We start from the raw sequence: 21,368 nt of genomic DNA, 5'->3' as shown, positions 1-21,368 counted from the left end.
TCGCCGTCTTGCCCCTGACGCGAACTCCCCGAAACGGGGCGGGGCGGACCGGTCGTGTGCAATCATCGCGGCACCGAAATGGGGGAGGGAGCATGAGCCGCAAGATGATCCGCACAGCCGGCGTCGCCGCTGCCATGGTGATCGCGACGTTCGGGCTGACCGGCTGCCGTGCCCCCGACACGCCGGCCGGGTGGTCGAGCTACACCATCGAGCAGGGCGCACACAGCGCTTCGGTGTATCGCCCTGCCGGTGTTGCCGGGCCCCTGGCAGGTTGGGTCAGCCCGGGCGGAACGTCGCGGACGTACGACCTGGTGTTGACGCCCACGGCCGAGTACGTCCTCACCTCGCCCACCCAACCCGACGACCAGTTCGACTGGAACAAGTTGCCCGGCTTCTCGGACTGCGGTGACTTCGATCTCGCCCGTAACGGCGCCATGTTCGGCTGGAGGTGGCGCATCGACACCGCGCCGCGGGTCCTCGAACTCGTACCGTACGCCAATGCCGACGGCGTGCATCAGTACCCGGAGAGCCCGCTCGTGACCCTCGCCCACGACGACCTCGTGGCCAAGGAGCCCCTGCGGTACTCGATCCGGATCGACGGCTCGAGCTACCGTTTCGCGATCGACGGCACCATCCGCGGTCGGGAGATCCACGAGACGGCCACGCTGCCCCGCTTCTGTCCCGGCGGCGCCGCCGAAACGGGAAAGTGGTACTCGGGCTTCTATTTCGGTGGCACCTCCACCGCCCCGTCTCAGATGTACGCGTATGTGCGCGAATCCGTGGACACCCCGGCGTTCGGCGGATCCGTGGGGCTGGGTTCGACCGGCTCGAGCGGGTCGGTCTTCGGCGGGAGCGAATCCGGCCTGGACTCCGTGCGCCCGTAGCCGACCGACCGAGTGCTCGCAGACCACACGGCCTGGTCAACGTCGGGCGGTCGTCGTCCGGTCGGCGGCGCGTCGGTGTCGGCAGGTCATCGGGGTTGCATGGGTGCGCTCAGGAGTCTGACGAGCATCTCCACGATGCCCCCTTGTGCCGACAGAACGCGTCCAGCATCAGGACGCGCTTCCCGGTTGTGTGTTCGCCGACGGGTGATCACGCCGCGGCGTGTCTAATTCAACTGCGGCGACCACGATTTCGCGTAAGCATCGACCATCTCCTGGCCCGTGCGGCGGCCGATCTCGTGCATGAGGGCGTCCGTCGCGGCGCGAACGCCGTCCGGCCCAGCGCTCCGGAACGGAGTCAGGTCCAGCGGCGGAAGGATCTCGACGGTGACGCGTCGTTGCCACCATCGTGTCGACGAGTCGTGTCCGGTTCCGGTGATGGCGACCGGGAGGATGGGCGCGCAGGTTTCCATCGCGACGCGGACCGCTCCCGTGCGGCCCCGGTAGAGCCGGCCATCCGGTGAACGGGTCCCCTCCGGGTGGATTCCCCATACGCCGCCTCCGTGGACGATCCTGACCGCGGCGTCGATCGCCGGTGATGCCGCAGATCCGCCGGCGCGATCGACGGGTACCTGGCCGAGCGCCGAGAAGAACCGTCGCCGAAGCGCTCCGGCGATACCGGTGCCATCGAAGTACTCCGTCTTCGCGAGGAATGCGGTGGGCCGTCGGGCGGCGAGCGTCAGATAGAAGGAATCGAGCACTGCCAGGTGGTTTGCCGCCAGGATGACCGGTCCGCGGCGCGGCACGTGCTCGCGGCCCAGGATCCTCGGCCGACCGATCAGGTGCAGTGCGGGTCCGATCAGCAGGTAGCGACACAACAGGTAGGCGCAGTTGGCAGGTGCGGGCATAGACACTGTCTACCTCGAAATGGGAGACACTGTCTACGTGACGATCGAAGGAACACGAGAGGCGCTGGTGAGAGCGGGCATCGAACTGCTCGAGGAAACCGGCTCGGCGGACGTCGGACTGCGCGCCATCGCCCGCCGCGCCGGCGTTTCCCACGGCGCGCCCCGACGCTGGTTTCCCACGCATCGGAGTCTGCTCGCGGCGATTGCGGAGGTGGGGTTGACCGATCTCTCGGCGGCGCTGACCGGGGCGGCGGGGCGGCCGGGACACGATCTGGTCGACGTGGCCGAGGCCTACGTCGACTTCGCGGTGGCGCGACCGGCGATGTTCACCCTGGTGTTCCGGCACGATCTCCTCGAGGGGTCCGGTGCGGAACTGCGGAACGTCTCGCGACCCCTGTTTCGTTGGCTGGTCGCGATGATCGAGCGCGAAACCGGAAGTCGGGACGTCGAGGGTGATGCGGCGGCGCTGTGGGTCGGCGTGCACGGTATCGCCGTGCTTGCGTCCACGGGGTCGCTCGAGCTCGCTGCCGAGGGTGTCGACCGCTGGGCATTGATCGAGCGGGTGGTGCGAAGCAGTCTGTCGCCGAGATGATTCGGATCAGACCGGCGGCCGCAGCGCGGCGAACTCGTCGGTCACCCGCAGTTGCGAGTCGGTGAAGCGATAGAGGGCTGCGGGCCGCCCGCCGGAGCGGCCCGATCGCGCGGTGCAACCGGTGGCGGTGATGACGCCGCGCCGGGTGAGGACCCGCTGCAGGTTCGTGGTATCCACCTGGTAACCCAGAGCGGCGCAGTAGATTTCGCGCAGGGTCGACATCGTGAACTCGTCCGGCGCTAGAGCGAACGCGATGTTGGTGTACGACAGTTTCGCCGCCAGGCGCGTCCGGGCGTGTTCGACGACGGTGCCGTGGTCGAACGACATCTCCGGTAGCGCCGAGACGGGATGCCAGCCGGTGTCCGGGGGAAGCTGCGGATCGGCGGGGAGGGGGACTAGGCCGAGGTACGTCGAGGCGATCCGGCGGTCGCCCGGGACTCGGCGCGGATCGCTGAACACCGACAGCTGCTCGAGATGGGCGACCTCGCGCACATCGACCTTCTCGGCGAGTTGGCGCCGAGCCGACGTCTTGAGGTCCTCGTCGTCGCGCAGGGCGCCGCCGGGCAGCGACCAGGTGCCCTTCTCGGGGTCGAGGGCGCGCTGCCACAACAGCACCATCAGTTCGTCGGTACGGCAGCAGTTCGTATCGTGATGGCCGTCACCTGCGGTGATGGTTTCCGGCGCCGGCCGAACCTGGAACACCGCGGTGAGCACTTCGTGGACGGTGCTACCATGTGGCATGTTTTCGATCCTAAGTCGAAAACCTCGATTTCGGAAATTCGGGCCAGCCCGCCCGGGTTGTAGTGACGGAGCCGACGAAGGGTTCCGGAAGAAGGAGTGGCCATGACTTCGACGATTCCGCCGTTGTGGGCCGATGACTCTCGGGAGATCCAGGACGGCCCCGGTGGGTACACCGGTGTCCAGGCCGGCCCCGAGTGGGCCGCCGAGATCCGTCGCCTCGCCAAGGAGCGCGGCGCGACCCTGCTGGCGCACAACTACCAGCTGCCCGAGATCCAGGATGTCGCCGACCACGTCGGCGACTCGCTCGCGCTCTCGCGCATCGCGGCCGAGGCGCCGGAGGACACGATCGTCTTCTGCGGCGTCCACTTCATGGCCGAGACCGCCAAGATCCTCAGCCCGCAGAAGACGGTGCTGATCCCGGACGAGCGGGCCGGTTGCTCGCTTGCCGACTCGATCACCGCCGACCAGCTGCGCGAGTGGAAGGCTGAGCACCCCGACGCGCTGGTGGTGTCCTACGTGAACACCACTGCCGAGGTGAAGGGCCTGACCGACATCTGCTGCACGTCGTCCAACGCGGTCGAGGTCGTCGCCTCGATCGACCCCGACCGCGAGGTGCTGTTCCTGCCCGACCAGTTCCTCGGTGCGCACGTCAAGCGCGTCACCGGGCGCGAGAACATGCACATCTGGGCCGGTGAGTGCCACGTCCACGCCGGGATCAACGGCGACGAGCTGACGGCGAAGTCCAAGTCGCATCCCGACGCCGAGCTGTTCGTGCACCCCGAGTGCGGCTGCGCCACCTCGGCGCTGTACCTCGCCGGCGAGGGCTTCGTCCCCGAGGACAAGGTCAAGATCCTCTCGACGGGCGGCATGCTCGACGCGGCCCGCGAGACCGGCGCCCGTCAGGTCCTGGTCGCCACCGAGGTCGGCATGCTGCACCAGCTGCGCAAGGCCGCGCCGGGCGTCGACTTCCAGGCCGTCAACGACCGCGCGTCGTGCCCGTACATGAAGATGATCACGCCGGCCGCGCTGCTGCGGTGCCTCGTCGAGGGCAAGGACGAGGTCCACGTCGCCCCCGACGTCGCCGAGCGGGCACGAAAGTCCGTGCAGCGCATGATCGAGATCGGAAACCCCGGCGGCGGGGAGTAATGGTCGCCGGACCCGGGGGTGACGGCGTCGTGTGGGAGGCACGGGCGGACCTGGTCGTCGTGGGCGGCGGTGTCGCCGGGCTGACGGCAGCGCGGACCGCGGCCGAGGAGGGTCTCCGGGTCCTCGTGGTGAGCAAGGGCGGCCCCACCGACACCGCCACCCAGTACGCGCAGGGCGGCATCGCGGTGGTGGGGGACCCGCGCACCGACTCGGTGGACTCGCACACCGGTGACACGTGCGTCGCGGGCGCCGGCCTGTGCGACGAGGCGGCGGTGCGGTCGATCGTGTCGTCCGGACGGGAGGCGCTCGCCGCGCTCACCGCGCTGGGTGCCGTGTTCGACGTCGGCTCCGACGGCAACGTCTCGCGCACCCGCGAGGGTGGGCACAGCACGCGGCGGATCGTCCACGCCGGTGGGGACGCCACCGGCGCCGAGGTGCAGCGGGCGCTGAACGCGGCCGGGATGCCGGTGCTGTTCGGTGCCGCCGCGGCCCGCGTGACCACCGACCGGCGCGGCGTCACGGGTCTGATCGTGTTGTCCGAGAAGGGGCTGGGCGTCATCCACGCCCCCGCGGTGGCGCTCGCGACGGGCGGCCTGGGGCAGCTGTATTCGTGCAGCACCAACCCGGAGGGGTCGACCGCCGACGGCATCGCCCTCGCGCTGGAGGCCGGCGCGACCGTCGCCGACCTCGAGTTCGTCCAGTTCCATCCCACGGTGCTCTACGCCCCGGGCGGCGTCGGCCGCCGTCCCCTCATCAGCGAGGCCGTGCGTGGTGAGGGCGCCCGGCTCGTCGACATGGACGGCCGATCGGTCACCGACGGGGTGCATCCGCAGGGCGATCTGGCGCCGCGTGACGTCGTCTCGCGGGCCATCGCCCGCCGCCTGCGGGAGACCGGCACCGATCACGTCTACCTCGACGCCCGGCACCTGCCGGGATTCGCGAGCCGATTCCCGACCGTCACCGCGTCGTGTCTGGCCGCGGGTATCGACCCGGCCGAACAGCTGATCCCGGTGGCGCCGGCCGCGCACTACTCGTGCGGGGGTGTCGTCACCGACGTGCACGGACGCACCGAGGTTCCCGGGCTGTACGCGGTGGGCGAGGTGGCCCGCACCGGGCTGCACGGCGCGAACCGCCTGGCGTCCAACAGCCTGCTCGAGGGCCTGGTGGTGGGCGAGCGCGTCGGCCGGGCCGCGGTCGAGCGCGCCGAGGTCTCCGTCGAGGCCACCGACCTACTGCTGCCGTTCCGTCGGCGGGCCCCCCGCGAGCGGGTGCAAGCGCTCATGACCGCGCACGCCTCCGTGATGCGCGACGGCAACGGACTCGACAGTGCCGCAACCGAACTGGCGGCAAGCGGTGTCGCGGTCGCAGGCAGCGGGGGTGCGCTCGAGGACACCGCGCTGACCGTGGCGGCGTCGGCGCTCGTGCTGGCGGCGTCGGCGCGACGAGAGAGCCGCGGCTGCCACACGCGTGTCGACTACCCCGAGGCGTCGGAGGAGTTCCGGCGCAGCATCCCGGTGCGTATCGGCCGTGACGGCGAACTGGAAGTACCCGAAATGCAAGTGACAGGAGCACGATGAGCACGCAGGACCGACTCGATCCGCAGGAGACGCTCGCGCTGGTGCGCACCGCGCTCGACGAGGACCTCCGCTACGGCCCCGACATCACGTCGGTCGCGACGGTCCCCGAGGGCGCGGTCGCGAAGGCGGCGGTAGTGACCCGGTCGGTAGGCACGGTCGCCGGCATCGATGTGGGCCTGACGGTGCTCGACGAGGTGATCGGCGCCGGGAACTACGAGGTCCTGGACCGGGTCGCCGACGGCACCCGCGTGCAGCCCGGTGACGCGGTGCTCACCGTCAGCGCGCCGACGCGGGGTCTACTCACCGCCGAGCGGACCATGCTGAACCTGATGTGCCACCTGTCCGGCATCGCCACCGCGACGTCTGCGTGGGTCGACGCGGTCGACGGGACCGACTGCAAGATTCGTGACAGCCGCAAGACCCTGCCGGGTCTGCGTGGTCTGCAGAAGTACGCGGTGCGCGTCGGCGGCGGCGTCAACCACCGGATGGGCCTCGGTGACGCTGCCCTCATCAAGGACAACCATGTGGCCGCGGCGGGGTCCGTCGTCGCCGCACTGCGCGCGGTGCGTGCCGTCGCGCCGGACATCGAGTGCGAGGTGGAGGTGGACACCCTCGCCCAGCTCGACGAGGTCCTCGCCGAGGGCGTCGAACTGGTTCTGCTGGACAACTTCCCGCTGTGGCAGACCCAGACCGCTGTCCAGCGCCGGGACGCCGTCTCGCCGAAGACCAAGCTCGAGTCCTCGGGAGGCCTGACCCTCGACGTCGCCGCGGACTACGCGCAGACGGGTGTCGACTACCTCGCCGTTGGTGCCCTCACGCACTCCGTGACCGTGCTCGATCTCGGCCTGGACATGTAGTCGTCGCTTCTCATCGCCTGTCTCCGGTTCGGTGGCGACACCGGCCCGGAGACAGGCCGTTTTGACCCCTTGCGCTCGGGAATGCGCGGTATGGTCCCGGAGTGGCGCGGGCTGGTGGCGACCCGGATTCGGATGTCCGCCCGGTTCGTACCTGCCCGCAGTTGATCTTGATCTTTGCTTCGATGACCGGATCGTCTGGTAAGAACCATTTGTCGGGGAGTGTGGGCAGGACGAGCGGAGGGGTGCTGTGGCGCAGCAGGTTTCCAATCGCGCGACGTCCGATGTTCGGCCGGCCTCGCAGCGTGCGATCGCCGATGGCTCGGACTTCCTTCCGCCGCGACTGTCCGTCACGGTTCAGCCTCGCGAGGATCTGTATGCCGTGCTCGATGGCGTCGTCGCCCGGTCCACGACGGGGAGGGTCCTCGTCTGTGCGCCGGCGGGCACCGGAAAGTCGACGTTGCTGGCGGACTGGACGGCACGGGTCGGGGAAGACGACGGGCCCGCGGTCGCGTGGGTGAGGTTGGGCGCCGATCTGAACGATGATCCGAATGCATTGGAGGACAAGCTCGGTGCGGCGCTCGATCGCCTGGTCGCGCCGGACGGTGCCTCCTCGAACGGCGGTTCGCTGCTCGGGTCCGTGCGGGCCGTCGCCGAGGCGGGCCGCGCAGCTGTCCTCGTGCTCGACGATGCGCACGTACTCACGCGGACTGCCGCGCTCCGACTGCTGGAAGATCTGTTGGATGCGGCGCCGCCGAACCTGACGGTGGTCCTGGCAGCACGGTTCTCGCCGCCGCTTCCATGGGTGAGGTACGTGGCAGACGGCTCCCTCGTGCCGATCGGATGGGAGGACCTCGCGCTCGATCGCACTGCGGCCGCCGCGATCTTCGCCGAGCATCGCTGTGCCCTCTCAGCGACGGAACTCGACGCGGTGCTCGATCTGACCGGAGGCTGGGCGCTTGCGCTGCGCGTCGCGGCGACCCGCCTCGGTGCCGATGGCGATGTCGCCAGCGGGATTGCCGATCTCGCCCGGTACCCGCAGCCGCTGGCCGACTACGTGGTCGGGGAGATGGTCTCGGTGGTACCCGGGCAGCTGTGGCGGTTCGTCGAGGCCACCAGCATCGTCGATCAGTTCGGGACCGAACTGGCCGCCTGCCTGGACCGCGCGAATGTGGACCTGGCACTGGAGGAGCGCGAACGCTGGTGCATTCCGATCCGGCGGCTCGCGACCGCTGACGACGTGCAGTATGCGTGGCACCCACTGCTGCGCGCATACACGCGATCGCATCTGCGCTCTGCCGACCCGGATCGTCTGTCTCGACTACATGCGGCGGCGGGACGCTGGTTCGTGGATTCCCGACAGCCGACCGTCGCCCTCGAGCACCTGCTCGAGGCCGGCGACGAACTGGCGATCGCGGACTTCATGTACAGCTTGGGGCTGGCCGCGGTGTTCGACGGGCAGGGCGATGCGATCCTCGACCTTCTCGCAGACCGGCACGGCGACAAGCAGGGCGTCCGACTCCTCCGGGCGCTCGAGGCGCTCGAGCGGAACTATCCCGACGCGGCGCGGGCGCACTTCGGTACCGCGCTCGCCCCGGACGCGGTTGCGCTCCGGCCGGCTCTCGCCGCGGCCTTCACGGCCGCGCTGGGTGTCGAGATCGCCGTGATTTCGGGTCGTCCCATGCCGACCGCAACGGAGTCCGTGCACGACGTGCAGGCGAAGACCGGCAACGTCGATCTCGACTGCTACGTGACAATCCAGCGCGCCGCCGTCCTCATGTTCACGGGCGATCCGATCGGCAGCGAGCGACTTCTTCGGGAGGCGCTGGCGTTCGCCGACCTCGGTGCGCATCCACGGCTCGTGATGCGCTGTCTGGCAAGGCTTTCCATTTTGTCCGGGGTTCGTGGAGATCTCGTGACGATGACCACCCGGGCCGAGCGAGCCCTCCGTTACGCAGTCGATCACGGTCAGCTGGATCGGATCGACACCTTCCAGTGCGCGGCTGCCGTCTGCATGGACAGGTATCTCCGTAGCGAGCGGTTGCCCGACGACAGCCCGGTCTACGCGCTGGCGGCCGGATCGGGACGCCATCAGCGCCCCGACGGGACCACCGCGCCGATCTCGGGCGGTCACGCCGAGGTCGCATTCGCGATCCTCGAGGCGCGGCGCAATCCGGTTCCGACCGTCGACGAGGCCGACGCTGTCGGACGGGCCCTTGTCGGCCTGCTCACGCGGGGCGCCCAGGAGGGGCTGAGCAACACACTCGTCACGCCGGCTATCGCGGTGCTGTTGGACGCGGGGCGGCTTTCGTTCGCGGCCGAGGTCGTCGACACGGCGCACCGGGCGTTCGGTGAGAACCTCGACGTCCAGGTGGCGCGAGCGATGATCTGCATCGCGCAGGCGGATCCGGCGTCCGCTCGCCGGTTCCTCGACCCGGTGCTGGACGCGGCCGAGTTCGTGCATCCCGCGCTCGCCGTGCGTGTCTCGATACTGGATGCCGTCGTGGCCCGCCGCGAGGATCGTCCGGCCGACGCGATGCGCGCGGTCCGACGGGCGCTCACGCTCGCCGAACCGGGTGGGATCGTCAGTCCCTTCGTCGACTGCGGGGGCGATGCCGCGGAACTGCTCGCGGAGACCCCTCCCGGAGGCGACTACACCGGCGCCTTCCTCGACCACGTGCGCGCAAAACTCGTGGAGGCGCACCGGGGGCGCAACCCCGGGCTCACCCGAACCGAGAAAGTCGTTCTCGCTGAACTGCGCACGGGTAAGCCGCTGCGCCTGATCGCACAACAGTTGCACGTCTCGCTCAACACCGTTCGCACCCATACCCGCAACGTGTACCGCAAGCTCGACGCATCCAGCCGTGCGGAGGCGCTGGAGGTCGCGGCACGTCGTCGGCTGCTCTGACCCGGTACCGCCTGACACCGGCGCGGGGCGGGGGCGGGGCGACCGGCGCCCCGCCCCGGTGCCTCAGTGCGAGAAGGCCTGCGCAGCGTGTTCGTTACCGGCGCGCAGACGTCCGATGACGTCCTTGATCGCGACGACGAGCTTCCACGCGAGGTCGCGGCTGAAGCCTTCCCGCAGCACGATGCGCAGTACGGCGACGTCCTCCGCGTTCGCCGGCATCGTGTAGGCGGGGACCTGGAAGCCGCGCGCCCGCAGTTCGTGGGAGATGTCGAAGACAGTGAAGCCGGGATCGCCCACGACCTCGAAGGAGAGGACCGGAATGGCGCTGCCGTCGGTGATGATCTCCATGTTGTCGATCTTCGAGATCTCGCTGGACAGCATCAGCGCGGTGTCGCGCAGCGACTCCATGATCTGCGTGTAGCCGGCGACCCCGAGCCGGACAAAGTTGTAGTACTGCCCGACGACCTGGTTGCCGGACCTCGAGAAGTTGAGCGTGAACGTCGGCATGTCCCCGCCGAGGTAGTTCACTCGGAACACGAGGTCCTCCGGCAAGTGCTCCTTGGAGCGCCACACGACGAATCCGATTCCGGGGTAGGTCATCCCGTACTTGTGGCCGCTGACGTTGATGGAGACGACCCGCGGAATGCGGAAGTCCCACTCCAGCTCGGGATGCAGGAAGGGAACCACGAATCCGCCGCTCGCGGCGTCGACGTGCATGGGTACGTCGGGGCCGCCCGCAGCCGCCAACTCGTCGAGCGTTGCGGCGATTTCGGCGACCGGCTCGAGCTCGCCGGTGAACGTCGTGCCGAGGATGGCCACCACACCGATGGTGTTCTCGTCGACCGCCTCCCGCACCTGCTCGGGCGTGATGACGTAGCGCCCCTTCTCCATCGGGAGGTACTTCGGCTCGACGTCGAAGTAGCGGCAGAACTTCTCCCACACCACCTGGACGTTGCTGCCGAGGACGAGGTTCGGGCGGTCCGTGTCCTTGCCGGCCGCCCGGCGGGCGGCCCGCCACCTCCACTTGAGTGCCAGGCCCGCGAGCATCACGGCCTCGGACGAACCGACGGTGGAGACTCCGGTGGCCGAGGTCGGATCGGTCTCGGAGAGGCCCTCCGCGTTGAACAGGGCGGCGACCATGTTGACGCAGCGGGTTTCGATCTCGGCGGTCGCGGGGTACTCGTCCTTGTCGATCATGTTCTTGTCGAACGTCTCCGCCATCAGGCGGTCGGCCTGCGGGTCCATCCAGGTGGTCACGAAGGTGGCCAGGTTCAGGCGCGAGCTTCCGTCCAGCATCAACTCGTCGTGGATGAAGCGGTAGGCGGCCTCGGGCTCGGTCTCGGCCTTGGGCATTCGCAAGGCGGGGATTGGGTCGGTTCCGAGCCGTCCCGTGTACGCGGGTGCGAGCGTCTCAGCGGGAGCGGCAAAGTTGTTCGACATCTTCTCTCCTCCATACTTCGAACGATCTGTGGATGGAACGGGTGACGCGATTGTGTCAGGAACTCCCGGCGTCGGTCGGGGATCAGACCTCGATGGGTGGATACAGGCGCTCCATCGTGTACCGCCGGTTACGGCGGACCGAGAGAGCGCTGACAGTGAGGCTCACGAGCAGGATGCCCGTCAGCACGGCGATGGCTGTCCAGAGTCGTGAGTCGACGTGCTCACCGACGGTGAGCTGACGCAGACCGTTCACCGTGTAGGTCATCGGGTCGAACGGATGAATCACCTGGAAGGGCGTCGCGGTCGTCGGTACCGGGTAGATGCCACCCGCCGACACGAGCTGGAGCATGAGGAAGGCCAAGGTGACCACGCGGCCGACCGCGACTCCGAACAGCGCGTTGAACGCCTGGATCATCGCGAGGTACGTCGCGGAGATCAACATCAGGAACAGGATCGTGCCGAGGACGTGTTTGACGTCCAGTCCGACGCCGAAGTGCACGACCGTGTACATCACGACCACCTGCAGGATGCCGACCAGGAGCGCCGGCCAGTACGACGCGAGCACGGTCCGGTACAGTCCGACGCCACCCACGGTGGGGCGGGACTGCAACGGGGTCAACAGCATCCACGTGATTATGCCGCCGACGAAGAGCGCCAACGACAGGAAGAACGGTGCGAATCCGGTTCCGAACGTCGGAGCCACGTTCGTGTACTCCTGCTGCAGCGCGACCGGAGTGGACAGTGTCTCGGCCGTTGCGGTGCGCTGATCGTCGGTCCAGCTCGGTACCTGACCCGCGCCTTGCTGCAGGGCGGAGGCCAGTTCCTTCGACCCGGACTGCAACTGAGCTGTTCCGGCCGCGAGCTGGTCTGCGCCAGTGGCCAGCTGGAAGCTGCCGTCCGTCAGCTGCCCCATGCCCTGACTGAGCGTCGCGGCCCCGGAGCTGAGTTGGTCGGCACCGTTACGTAGCTGCCGCACGTCGGAGGCGAGGCCGCCGTTCTGCAGCATTGCTAGGCCGCTCTGTAGGGGACTGTTCGGATCGGTCAGCTGGTATTCGAGTGCCTGGGCGTCGGAGTGCAGCGCTTCGAGTTCCCCACGCAGATCCGCCGTTCCAGCGGTAGCAGCGGCCGGGCGGGTGAGTGGTGTGAGCGCTGCGACGGCCTGCTGCACAATCGGATCGGAACTGCGGTTGAGGACGTTGATCACCTGCTCGACGGCCTGGACCGTCTGTGTCGGTGGTTGTTCCGCGCCAGGGACCCGGTTCGCGAGATCCGCGAGCGACTGGCGCAGCTGCGCCACCTGACCGCCGACGTTCGGCAGTGCGCTCCCATCGAGCGCGTTGAGCAGAGGGTCGGCCACGCCGTCGACCGCGGCCGCCAGCTGGGAGGCGCCCGCAGCCAGGGCGTCCGAGCCGTTTCGCGCCGTGACCATGTTGTCGGCGAGGGTGTGGGCCCCGGACGCCAGCTGATCGGCGCCGCTGTTGGCCTGGTCGATACCCGTGGCGAGCTGTTCGGCGCCGTCCGCGGCCTTCCCCAGGCCGGACCCGGCGCTCTGCAGGCCGGTGAGGACCTGCCCCACGCCCTGCGCCCCGATGGTCGAATTGACCTGATTGATCACCTGTTCCGACGCGTCCTGGCCGATGATCGTCGCGAGATAGTTGTTCGCGTCGTTGAAGGTGAAGATGAGATCTGCCTTCTCGGGGTGGTCGCCGTTCGGTGACGAGACCGCGGCACTGAAGTTCTCGGGAAGGGTGATCGTGTAGTAGTACTTGCCGTCCGAGAGGCCTTTCGCGGCGTCTTCCTGGGACACTTCCGCGAGGTCGAGTTGGCCGGAAGCGATCAGGGACTTCACGACCTGGTCGCCGGCGTCGAGTTGCTGGCCGTCCGCCGTCCTGCCCGTGTCGTTGTTGACGATCGCGGCCGGGATCTTGTCCACCGCGCCGAACGGATTCCAGAACGCCCAGAGGTACATCGCGCCGTAGAGCAACGGCATGAGGATGATCGTGATGATGGCGATTCGCGGCATCGTGCCACGGAAGTAGCGCTTCGAATCGCTGCCCAGGGAAATTCCTGCAAGCATCGGCCTACCTCGCCTCGGTCATGACGCCGATGTCGCCGGCGTTCAGAAGCTGGTGCAGGTCCACGACCGCGCGCACTGAACTCCCCGGTGGGAAAGGATTCACGTCGGCGGTGATCACGGACTGGTTTTGGCCAAGTGTCACAAGCCGTTCCAGAACCATGAGGCGCTCTTCGTCATCGGCGATCTTGTCGATCCTGCCCACGACGAGTAGAGGAGGTCGTCGCGTGTTTGCGACGGCGATCCGCAACAACAACTGCTGGATCTCGGGCAGGTCATCGACGAACGCGTTGAGCGGCGGCAGCGGTACGTCGCCGAACACCTCGCTGCACATCTCCTCGACGCCGCTCGTCCCCACGCGCGGGACGAATCGGTACCACGGCGAGTCCCACCTCAGTTGTTCGGTGACGAGATCGCGCACGGTGACCGATGGGCGGACCTCGTCCAACTCGTTGAGGCACGCGATGGTCGAGTTGCGGAACACCGCCATGGGCTTGTCCTCGAACCCGAGGACCGTGAGGGATCCGGCGGTCAGACGCATCCGTCCACACAGTGCCATCAACAGGGCGGTGCGGGCGGCACCGGACGGTGCGGCGAGGACGGTCACTCCACCGATGTCGATGTCGAGATCGAGCGGCCCGAACACGTGGCCCCACGGGCCGTCGAGTTCGATTGCTCTGGCGGACACCAAAGTTCCTGAGACCGGTTCCCATGGGGGTTGGTACCCCTCGACCTGTGTTTCGACCAATTCGCACTCCACAGTCCCTCGTCGCTCGGCGAACGGCGACATGTTCGGATGCTGTCCTTGTCCCTCACTACTTCGAAACCGACGTCGGATCGGCCCACGGGCCGTCGGACAGTCACAGGCTGTTCTTGACGACCTCGCCGTTCTTGACGATCACCGACAGGTACTTCTCCGGGTCGGCCAGCACGCTCAGGTCGTCGAGCGGATTGCCCTCCACCAGCAGCAGGTCGGCCCAGGCCCCCTGCGCCACGACCCCGAACGGGGCGTCCCGGTAGGGATCGCGTTCACCGGCGAGCCGGAAGAGCTCTGCATTGCCCGAGGTCAGCATGCGCAGCGCCTCGACATTGCTGTAGAAGTCACCCAGTCGGGCCGCCATCTGGCTCTGTCGCTTCGCGAACTGCGGCTCGAGCAGCAGATCGGTGCCGAAGGCCACCTTCACCCCGTACTTCTTGGCCCAGCCGTAGATCCGGTCCACGCCGCTGCAGATCTGCCGGTTCTTCTCGGCACGGTCGGGGTCGGGGTAGTGGTGATCCTCTTCCGCGAACGGCTGCATCGACAGCCAGACGTCGCGCTCGGCCATCAACGCGACCGTCGGTTCGTCGGACAGGTGGCCGTGCTCGATCGACTTGACGCCGGCGTCGATCGCGCGCCGGATGCCGGTGACGTTGTAGACATGGGTCGCGACGTAGGTGCCGTAGTCGGTTGCGGCGTCGACCGCTGCCCGCAGTTCACCGTCCGTGAACTGCACCGTGTACAGAGGATCGTAGGTCGAGGCGGCGCCGCCGCCGACCATCAGCTTGATCTGCGATGCACCCTTCCTGAGCTGCTCGCGCACAGCGGCCAGGACTCGTTCCTCGCCGTCTGCGATCCGCATGAAACCGATTGTTTCCGAGCGATTCTCGGTACCACCGAGAGCGGAGGGCGTGTCGTAGACGTTGCCGAAGTCGCCGTGACCGCTGGTCTGCGAGATCGCTGCCTGACATGGATAGATGCGGGGCCCGAGGAACTGACCGCGATCGATGGCGGACTTGATGCTCGCGGTGTCGCCGGCCATGTCGCGAACCGCGGTGAACCCTCTCATCAGCATGTTCTTTGCCTCGGCGACACCGTTGAGGGTGATGTGTCCCTCCGTGCCCATCAAGAGGTCGACGTAGGAATTGGCGTTGCCCACCAGATGGACATGGGCATCGCTCATGCCGGGCATCAATACCCGGCCGCCGCCGTCGATGACGACGGTGTCTCTGCCGGGTTCGCCCCCGACGGGGGACGTCGACACGGCGGCGACCTTGTTGCCGTCGATCAGTACGTCCCCATTGCTGAGTTCTGCCGATACGCCGTCGAACACCCGGACGTCGCGAAACAGTAAACGCTTCTTGCTTTCCGGAGGAGTCGTCATACCTCGCAAAGCTAACAGCGGGCGGTCCGGGGTGATCGCCGGCGGGACGGAAATAACCCCCTATATCACCCGTTCCGAGTTGTCCGGATTTGCCTGCGAGGCCGTCGAAACGGGATCGACAAGTGTCATTGTCACGCAAAGGGTTCCGGCGCAAACGGCCGATCCTGCTGCCGCGCGACAGTGCGTCGCGGCAGCAGGATCGGCCGTGGACCTGGGTCAGATGGACTCGACCGGCTCCTTCGACGGGCTCCGTGGTGTACCGAGGAAGATGGCGGAAGCCCCGAAGAAGAACAGGGCTCCCACGAAGGTGCCGGCGTTGGCAAGGGATGCGTCTTCGACGCCGCCCGACGGCGTGATGAACGCTCCCACGGCCGACAGTCCGAACGCGAGCGAACCCACGGCATTGAGCCAGGTGCTCTGCCAGTCGAGCGAGCGCGGAGCCCAGTAGCACTTCGCGCGGGTGAGGATCAGAATCGCCAGAGAACTGCTGATCAGGAAGGCGATCGAACCCACCGCGTCAGGCTTCCAGACCAGGTGCTGCTCACCCGAGATGGTGTGGGCGTGCAGCGCCGCGCCGGTGCTGATATTGAACAGCAGGGTGCCCAGGAACTGGGTCGCGGCGGCGAGCCACTCCGCGCGAATCGCCGGCTTGCCGCTATCTGTCATCGTCGTGGCCGCGCCGCTCAGGATCAACTGGATGAACGCGGCGTAGGTGAAGAACCACGAGCCGACGAAGAAGGCCGTGTTGGCGGCGGCCGTCCCGATGGCCGGAGCGAGCACCGGCGCCGAGCCGAGCGCGAAAAGTAGAGACCCGATCGTGAATCCCCACGATTGCATCCGCAGAGTCGGGTGAATCAGCATGTGCGGCAGTATAGGTCGCGATCTTTGGCGATGTGTGGCTTCCGGTGAACGAGCTGCGGGAGGGGCGGTTGAATAAGCTTGTCGTGCAGGGAAAGACGGTTGCGATTCGACGACCGTGCGTACGTACGTTGGTATTACATTCACTGAATGCCCGTTGCGCTCGACGCGATACCGGCTGCCGAACGAGCGCTCACAGCCCCGCCAGGGTGCCGACCGACTCCGTGCGACGTACCGTGGACGCATGAGCGAGTCGAACGTCACTGCGGTCGATCGCGGACCGCGAAGAATCGCCCGTCGGGTCACCGTCGATGTACCCGCCTCGACGGTCTTCGACCTGATTGCCGACCCGCGGCGCCACCATGAGCTCGACGGGTCCGGGACCGTGCAGCACACCGTTTCCGGCCCGGACCGTCTCGACGACGGCGCCACGTTCACCGTCTCGATGAAGATGTACGGCGCGCCGTACCGGATCACGAGCCGGGTGGTCGACTTCGAGGACGGGCATGTTGTCGAATGGAAACACCCCTTGGGGCACCACTGGCGGTGGGAGTTCGAGGAGACCACTCCCGGGCACACCGAGGTGACCGAGGTGTTCGACTATTCGATGGTCCGGTTCCCGCAGTGGGTGGAGTGGATGGGCTTCCGGTCGAAGAACGAGGAGGGCATCACCTCGACCCTCGAACACCTGCGGGCGCGCTACGCCGACGGGTGACTCACGCCGGGGTGAAGTACGCCTCGCCGATCGCGAACATGCCGCGCTGCGGCAACCAGAACCCACCGAGCCGGGTCTGCTCCGCGAGGGCGCCCGGCGTTCCGAGGTCGACGCCGTCGACCGTCGCGTGGCTGCGCTGCACGGCCCACAACCGGCGCGGATTGGCCCGGAACGACTGCCCGTTCGGGGCCTGGCCGGTCAAGCCGACCCGGCCCACTCCGAGCAGCGGACCGGCCACCCGGGACATCAGTGTCAGCACGCGGTCGTTGCGCCACAGTGCGGCGGGGAGCAGTGACCCGGCCGCGCTCATCGCGCGGGTGGCGAGGGAGCGGGTCAGCGCCACCGACCAGTCGATCGTGTCGTCGACGGTCACGTGGAACTCGTCCGGTCCGGTCCAGGTGACAGCGATGTCCGCGGTTCGGGACTCCGCCAGCGCCTGCCCGAAGTAGCGCGGACAAGCGGACTCCGGCGCGCCGCTGGTGTACATGACCCACCGGCCGGCCGGATCCCGGTACCACACCGAGTCGTAGCCGGGACCGATCGAGCTCGCAGGGAAGTGCCGGAGAGCGAGGTAGTATCCGGTCGCGAACGGCAGACCCATTACCCCGTACCCGGCGAACCGTTCGAACTCGTCGCCCGGTGGGAGGACGGGCAGTTGTTCGGCGAGGTCTCGCGGACTGGTGGTCATGGTCGCTCCCGATTGTCGGGCATGCTGCCTCGTCAGCGTAGGCACGGAACGGTCCGCGGCGGTAGGGCACAACTCCGGCCGCGCCGTGTCACACCGCGGTCGCGAGCGCCGCGGCGGCGGTGAAGAACAGGGCCGCGAAGACGCGACTGGTGACCTGCTGTTGACGCGGGGACCGCAGCAGCCGCAGCACCCGCGCGGCGAGGCCCGTGTACCCGGTCATCACGACGGTGTCGACGGCGACCATCGTGGCCGCCATCAGTGCGTACTGCGGTAGCAGTGGCGCCGCTGGATCCAGGAACTGCGGCAGTACCGCCAGCATGAAGACGATCGCCTTCGGATTGCTGGAGTTGATCAGGAACGCCCGCAGCACGAGCCCGGCGGCCGTGGTGTGACCCTCGTCCGGTTCGGCCTCGATCGGTGCGGGCGCCGAGCGCCACTGCCGCACCCCGAGATACGCGAGGTAGGCGACGCCGAACCATTTGACGATCAGGAATGCCGTCGTCGAACCTGCCAGCAGCGCACCGACCCCCGCGGCCACGACGGCGACCTGCATCAGCAGTGCCAACTGCAGGCCGAGGATGTTCCAGTACCCGCGCAGGAAGCCGTGCTGCAGCCCCGTCGACATGGACGCGATGGCGCCGGCCCCCGGTGACAGACTGATCACCCAGCTGGCGCCGAAGAACGCCAACCAGACCTGCCACGACACGGGCGAGAAATGTACTCCGGTGGGTGTCTGCGTCCGGCGGCGGGTGCGATCACGAGCCGCCCGACGATCCGGACCCGAGACAACTGGCCGGCGGATCGACGAGCGAGCAGAACGCCTCCGCCATCACCGGACGGTAGTCGGCCGGCACGCCGCCGTCCTCGATGATCGTCCGATACGTGGCGACGGCGTCCGTGGGCCGGCGGGTGAGCGTCGGATCGGTGAGTGCGTCCACCGTGTAGAGGCCGAATCGTGGACGGTACGAACCCCATTCGTAGTTGTCCGTGATCGACCAGTAGTTGTAGCCGATCACGTCGGCGCCGTCCTGGCGGGCCCGCTCGATCCAGTAGACGTGGTCGCGCAGGTGGTCCGAGCGGGTGTACCCGTCGGGGCGGGGCTTGCCGTCGTCGGTGGGCATGCCGTTCTCGACGACGTACAGCGGCATCCCGGGCAGCTTGCGGTGGTACGCGATGAGCGCGTGGTAGATCCCGTCCGGTTGCGGGACCACGTCGTAGAACCGGTCGGTGGCCGCCGCGATCGCCGAAACGTTGTCGAGCGAGACGCCGTAGTAGTAGTCGATCCCGAGGAAGTCGAGTTTGTCCGTGACCCGGTCGACGAACAGGTTGTCGAGCACCCCGAAGACCGCGGGGATGAACGCCAGGTTGCTGCCGACCCGCGCGCGCGGATCGAGTTCGTGGATCCGGTCGTAGATCGCGCGATGGGCGCGGACCAGGCCGTCGAACATCTTCGGTGCGTCGCCCAACGAGATTCCGCCGAAGGTCAGTTCCCGCTGTGCGTACGTCGTCGGCTCGTTGAAGGTGATCCAGATCGCGCCGGCGTCCCGGTAGCGCTCGACGACCTTCTCGGCGTTCACCAGCCAGTCGTCGGCGGTCCGCGGATCGGCCCAGCCACCGCGGTCGGCGATCCAGCCCGGATACACCCAATGATCGAGCGTGATCATCGGTGTCATCCCGTGCTCACGGATCCGGCGGACGACGTCGTCGTAGTACGCGAACTCGGCCTCGTCCCACGTGTCCGGGCTCGGCTGCACTCGGGCCCACTCGATGCCGAACCGGAACACGTCGACCCCGAGCGCGGCGGCGTTGTCGATGTCCTCGGCGTAGCGGTGCCGGAAGTCGACCGCGTTGCCGATCTTGTCGTGGGTCTGGCCCGACGCCGAGTAGCGCGCCCAGTTGCTGTCCGGCGACGAGCCCTCGGACTGGAAGCCGGACGTGGCCACTCCCCACAGGAAGTCGTCGCCGAGTGGCGTGGCGTGCGCCGCGGGTGCGGCGAGCAGTGCCGCGGCGACGGCCACGATTGCGGCGCGCAGGACGGTCTTCACGGTTGCTCCTTCAGAAGACGGTGCCGACGTCGGCGGGAACGAGGGTGTCCATGCTGTGCTCGGCCAGCGCCGCGATCGTCATCGACGGATTGCAGGCGCCGGTCGAACCGGGGATGCGTGAGCCGTCGAGGACGTAGAGACCGCGCTGTCCGTGCACACGCCCGGCGTCGTCGCACACGGAACCGAGCGGCGCCCCGCCGAGCGGGTGAAAGGTGTTGGTGTCGAACGCATTCACGTCGGCCGCGATGACGCCGAACCCGGCGCCGACGATCTGCTCGATCCGCGCGCGGATCGCGTCGGTGAGCCCCCGGTCGTACGCCTGATTCCACGTGAGGACGGCGTCGTCACGGTTCGGGTCGTAATTCCACACGCCCAGGCCCGGCACCACGCCGTACCCGATCACCGACGTCGTGTGCACGTCCACGGGGAACGGGACCGGGCCGGTGACGATGGTGAGCGCCCCGGCCGGGTTGTTCCAGTCCTTGACGCCGACGCACGCCGGCCCGCCCTGCCACGCGCCCGGGCTGTTGTCGAGTCGCGTGACCATGAAGATCCGGTCGCCGTTGTTGCCCCACCCGGTGCCGACCGCGTCGGGCAGGTCGGGGACGAGGTTCTTCGCGCGCGCCTTCACCAGCAGGCGGGTGGTGCCGGGCGAGCCCGCCGCGAGGAAGAGGGCGTCGGTGACGATCCGCTTGCGTTCGAGGACGGTGCCGTCGGTTCCGATGCGGTCGCAGTGCACCACCCAGGTGCCGTCCTGGCCGCGTTCGATGTCGTTCACCCGGTGCAGCGGCGCCACCTCGACCCGCCCCGTGGCCTGGGCCTCGGGGAGGTAGGTGACGTCGAGCGAGTTCTTACCGCCGTTGTTGACGCCGTAGATCACGTCACCGTTGGTGTACGACGGGCGCATCTCGCCGCGCAGTTCCCGGCGGGCGAACTCCCAGTCGATCGGCATCGGGACCCGGAACGTGTCGAGACCCTGCGCGGCGGCGGCGTCGAGGAACTGCCGCGACGAGAGGTACTGCGGGCTCGCGAGGACGTCGTCCGGGATCGTCGCGATGCGCAGCATGCGCGCCACCCGCGGGTAGTAGACCTCGTCCATCAGTTGGTAGTCGATCGACGACGAGACGCACTTGGCGAAGTTTGCGCCGTTCGGCTGCATGGTCATGCCGTGGTACACCAGCGAGCCACCGCCGACGCCGGCGCCGCACAGGACGTCCATGCCGTTGCCCGGAATGCGTTCCATGATCCCGGTGAACGGCGCGAACACCGCCGGGGGAGCGCCGGTCATCACCGGGTGCGGCTGCAACCAGGCGGAGCGCTGGTCGGGCGCGAACATGTGCGGGAAGGTCTCGGCGTTGGGTCCGGTGGGCCACCAGATGCCGCGCTCGAGGATCAGCGTGTCGACGCCGGCCCGCCCGAGGTGCGTCGCGGCGATCGCGCCGCCGAATCCGCTGCCGACGACGACGGCACGGCGCCGCTGTTCGGTCACCGCGGGGCCCTGCGGTGGAGCGGCGGCGGCCGTGCGCGCGGTGGCTGCCGCGAGGGTGGCCGCAGCGGTGCCGCCGACGCCTCCCAGGAACGCGCGCCGCGTTACTCCGGCGCGGGCGGATACGGGCGGATCGAGGTGTGGGGTCACGGCGGCTCCCTGCGTGTGCGTCCGACGAGGTCTCGCAGGTCGGGACTCTATGGTGGACACGTGTCCAGTGGGGTGTCTTTCGCATAAATCGCAGTTCAGGCGTACCGCTCAGCGCGGTTGGGGATCCGTTCGACGCGCGCGTGGGGCCGGAACGAAAGCAACTT

Annotated in this window: 18 protein-coding genes; 7 read left to right on the top strand and 11 right to left on the bottom strand. The window is 68.3% G+C overall.

The annotated features are described in order from the left end of the window. Nucleotides 1-92 precede the first annotated feature (92 nt). On the top strand, nucleotides 93-884 hold the full coding sequence (locus tag ACQ5DX_RS11910; RefSeq protein ID WP_430332816.1) for a hypothetical protein: 792 nt from the start codon (nucleotides 93-95) through the stop codon (nucleotides 882-884). A gap of 224 nt (nucleotides 885-1,108) precedes the next feature. Here the strand turns inward: ACQ5DX_RS11910 and ACQ5DX_RS11905 are convergent, their stop codons facing one another. Next, nucleotides 1,109-1,789, bottom strand: coding sequence for a lysophospholipid acyltransferase family protein (locus tag ACQ5DX_RS11905; RefSeq protein WP_430332815.1), 681 nt, complete (start codon nucleotides 1,787-1,789; stop codon nucleotides 1,109-1,111). Between the two features lie 37 nt (nucleotides 1,790-1,826). Here ACQ5DX_RS11905 and ACQ5DX_RS11900 point away from each other — a divergent pair, with 37 nt between their 5' ends. Then, nucleotides 1,827-2,381 carry a TetR/AcrR family transcriptional regulator gene (locus ACQ5DX_RS11900; RefSeq protein WP_430332814.1) on the top strand — a complete coding sequence of 185 codons (555 nt, stop codon included), beginning with the start codon at nucleotides 1,827-1,829 and terminating at the stop codon, nucleotides 2,379-2,381. 6 nt (nucleotides 2,382-2,387) lie between these two features. On the opposite strand, the gene ACQ5DX_RS11895 is transcribed toward ACQ5DX_RS11900, so the two are convergent. Further along, entirely contained in the window at nucleotides 2,388-3,122 is a 735-nt protein-coding gene (locus ACQ5DX_RS11895; protein WP_430332813.1) for an NUDIX hydrolase, read from the bottom strand. 102 nt (nucleotides 3,123-3,224) lie between these two features. On the opposite strand from ACQ5DX_RS11895, the gene nadA reads away from it, so the two are divergent. The 4 genes from nadA (at nucleotide 3,225) to ACQ5DX_RS11875 (ending at nucleotide 9,607) form a co-directional block, all read left to right on the top strand. Continuing rightward, a complete protein-coding gene (gene nadA, locus ACQ5DX_RS11890) occupies nucleotides 3,225-4,268 on the top strand; it encodes a quinolinate synthase NadA (protein ID WP_430332812.1) in 1,044 nt (347 codons plus the stop codon). Continuing rightward, nucleotides 4,268-5,845, top strand: coding sequence for an L-aspartate oxidase (locus ACQ5DX_RS11885; RefSeq protein ID WP_430332811.1), 1,578 nt, complete (start codon nucleotides 4,268-4,270; stop codon nucleotides 5,843-5,845). The genes nadA and ACQ5DX_RS11885 overlap by 1 nt, the downstream gene beginning before the upstream one ends. Further along, nucleotides 5,842-6,702, top strand: a complete 861-nt coding sequence (nadC, locus tag ACQ5DX_RS11880) for a carboxylating nicotinate-nucleotide diphosphorylase (protein ID WP_430332810.1) — start codon at nucleotides 5,842-5,844, stop codon at nucleotides 6,700-6,702. Before ACQ5DX_RS11885 ends, nadC begins: the two co-directional genes overlap by 4 nt. A gap of 247 nt (nucleotides 6,703-6,949) precedes the next feature. Then, nucleotides 6,950-9,607 (top strand): LuxR C-terminal-related transcriptional regulator, encoded by a 2,658-nt coding sequence (locus tag ACQ5DX_RS11875; protein ID WP_430332809.1) that lies wholly within the window; start codon nucleotides 6,950-6,952, stop codon nucleotides 9,605-9,607. Between the two features lie 63 nt (nucleotides 9,608-9,670). Here ACQ5DX_RS11875 and ACQ5DX_RS11870 read toward each other — a convergent pair whose 3' ends face one another. The 5 genes from ACQ5DX_RS11870 to ACQ5DX_RS11850 all read right to left on the bottom strand — a co-directional run bounded on the left by ACQ5DX_RS11870 (nucleotide 9,671) and on the right by ACQ5DX_RS11850 (nucleotide 16,123). Continuing rightward, the gene (locus tag ACQ5DX_RS11870) at nucleotides 9,671-11,047 is read right to left on the bottom strand and encodes a glutamate decarboxylase (RefSeq protein WP_430332808.1); all 1,377 of its coding nucleotides are present in this window, start codon (nucleotides 11,045-11,047) and stop codon (nucleotides 9,671-9,673) included. A gap of 82 nt (nucleotides 11,048-11,129) precedes the next feature. After that, on the bottom strand, nucleotides 11,130-13,124 hold the full coding sequence (locus ACQ5DX_RS11865; RefSeq protein WP_430332807.1) for a YhgE/Pip family protein: 1,995 nt from the start codon (nucleotides 13,122-13,124) through the stop codon (nucleotides 11,130-11,132). A 4-nt stretch (nucleotides 13,125-13,128) separates the two neighbouring features. Then, on the bottom strand, nucleotides 13,129-13,809 hold the full coding sequence (locus ACQ5DX_RS11860) for a hypothetical protein (RefSeq protein WP_430332806.1): 681 nt from the start codon (nucleotides 13,807-13,809) through the stop codon (nucleotides 13,129-13,131). A 172-nt stretch (nucleotides 13,810-13,981) separates the two neighbouring features. After that, nucleotides 13,982-15,262, bottom strand: a complete 1,281-nt coding sequence (locus tag ACQ5DX_RS11855) for an amidohydrolase family protein (RefSeq protein WP_430332805.1) — start codon at nucleotides 15,260-15,262, stop codon at nucleotides 13,982-13,984. 216 nt (nucleotides 15,263-15,478) lie between these two features. Beyond that, nucleotides 15,479-16,123 (bottom strand): hypothetical protein, encoded by a 645-nt coding sequence (locus ACQ5DX_RS11850; protein WP_430332804.1) that lies wholly within the window; start codon nucleotides 16,121-16,123, stop codon nucleotides 15,479-15,481. 241 nt (nucleotides 16,124-16,364) lie between these two features. Between ACQ5DX_RS11850 and ACQ5DX_RS11845 the strand changes: the two genes are divergently transcribed. Then, the gene (locus tag ACQ5DX_RS11845) at nucleotides 16,365-16,835 is read left to right on the top strand and encodes an SRPBCC family protein (protein WP_430332803.1); all 471 of its coding nucleotides are present in this window, start codon (nucleotides 16,365-16,367) and stop codon (nucleotides 16,833-16,835) included. A gap of 1 nt (nucleotide 16,836) precedes the next feature. Here ACQ5DX_RS11845 and ACQ5DX_RS11840 read toward each other — a convergent pair whose 3' ends face one another. The 4 genes from ACQ5DX_RS11840 to ACQ5DX_RS11825 form a co-directional block, all read right to left on the bottom strand. Further along, entirely contained in the window at nucleotides 16,837-17,523 is a 687-nt protein-coding gene (locus ACQ5DX_RS11840) for a hypothetical protein (RefSeq protein ID WP_430332802.1), read from the bottom strand. Between the two features lie 88 nt (nucleotides 17,524-17,611). After that, nucleotides 17,612-18,229 (bottom strand): LysE family transporter, encoded by a 618-nt coding sequence (locus ACQ5DX_RS11835; protein ID WP_430332801.1) that lies wholly within the window; start codon nucleotides 18,227-18,229, stop codon nucleotides 17,612-17,614. 49 nt (nucleotides 18,230-18,278) lie between these two features. Then, complete coding sequence (locus ACQ5DX_RS11830; protein ID WP_430332800.1) at nucleotides 18,279-19,568, bottom strand: glycoside hydrolase family 1 protein; 1,290 nt, start codon at nucleotides 19,566-19,568, stop codon at nucleotides 18,279-18,281. Between the two features lie 10 nt (nucleotides 19,569-19,578). Beyond that, nucleotides 19,579-21,204: a GMC oxidoreductase gene (locus tag ACQ5DX_RS11825; RefSeq protein ID WP_430332799.1), complete on the bottom strand. Its 1,626-nt coding sequence runs from the start codon at nucleotides 21,202-21,204 to the stop codon at nucleotides 19,579-19,581. Between the last annotated feature and the right edge of the window lie 164 nt (nucleotides 21,205-21,368).

It is taken from the genome of Rhodococcus sp. ACT016, from assembly GCF_050477185.1.
Classification (GTDB): Bacteria; Actinomycetota; Actinomycetes; order Mycobacteriales; family Mycobacteriaceae; genus Prescottella.
The sequence above is the reverse complement of the archived record's forward strand: the minus strand, read 5'-3'. Positions and strand labels throughout refer to the sequence as shown.

Bases quoted from the DNA above. Each gene is read 5' to 3' on its own strand.
- ACQ5DX_RS11870 (WP_430332808.1), bottom strand. From the start codon at position 11,047: ATGTCGAACAACTTTGCCGCTCCCGCTGAGACGCTCGCACCCGCGTAC.
- ACQ5DX_RS11895 (WP_430332813.1), bottom strand. From the start codon at position 3,122: ATGCCACATGGTAGCACCGTCCACGAAGTGCTCACCGCGGTGTTCCAG.
- ACQ5DX_RS11885 (WP_430332811.1), top strand. From the start codon at position 4,268: ATGGTCGCCGGACCCGGGGGTGACGGCGTCGTGTGGGAGGCACGGGCG.
- ACQ5DX_RS11910 (WP_430332816.1), top strand. From the start codon at position 93: ATGAGCCGCAAGATGATCCGCACAGCCGGCGTCGCCGCTGCCATGGTG.
- ACQ5DX_RS11905 (WP_430332815.1), bottom strand. From the start codon at position 1,789: ATGCCCGCACCTGCCAACTGCGCCTACCTGTTGTGTCGCTACCTGCTG.
- ACQ5DX_RS11845 (WP_430332803.1), top strand. From the start codon at position 16,365: ATGAGCGAGTCGAACGTCACTGCGGTCGATCGCGGACCGCGAAGAATC.
- nadA (WP_430332812.1), top strand. From the start codon at position 3,225: ATGACTTCGACGATTCCGCCGTTGTGGGCCGATGACTCTCGGGAGATC.
- ACQ5DX_RS11865 (WP_430332807.1), bottom strand. From the start codon at position 13,124: ATGCTTGCAGGAATTTCCCTGGGCAGCGATTCGAAGCGCTACTTCCGT.
- ACQ5DX_RS11850 (WP_430332804.1), bottom strand. From the start codon at position 16,123: ATGCTGATTCACCCGACTCTGCGGATGCAATCGTGGGGATTCACGATC.
- nadC (WP_430332810.1), top strand. From the start codon at position 5,842: ATGAGCACGCAGGACCGACTCGATCCGCAGGAGACGCTCGCGCTGGTG.
- ACQ5DX_RS11840 (WP_430332802.1), bottom strand. From the start codon at position 17,523: ATGACCACCAGTCCGCGAGACCTCGCCGAACAACTGCCCGTCCTCCCA.
- ACQ5DX_RS11855 (WP_430332805.1), bottom strand. From the start codon at position 15,262: ATGACGACTCCTCCGGAAAGCAAGAAGCGTTTACTGTTTCGCGACGTC.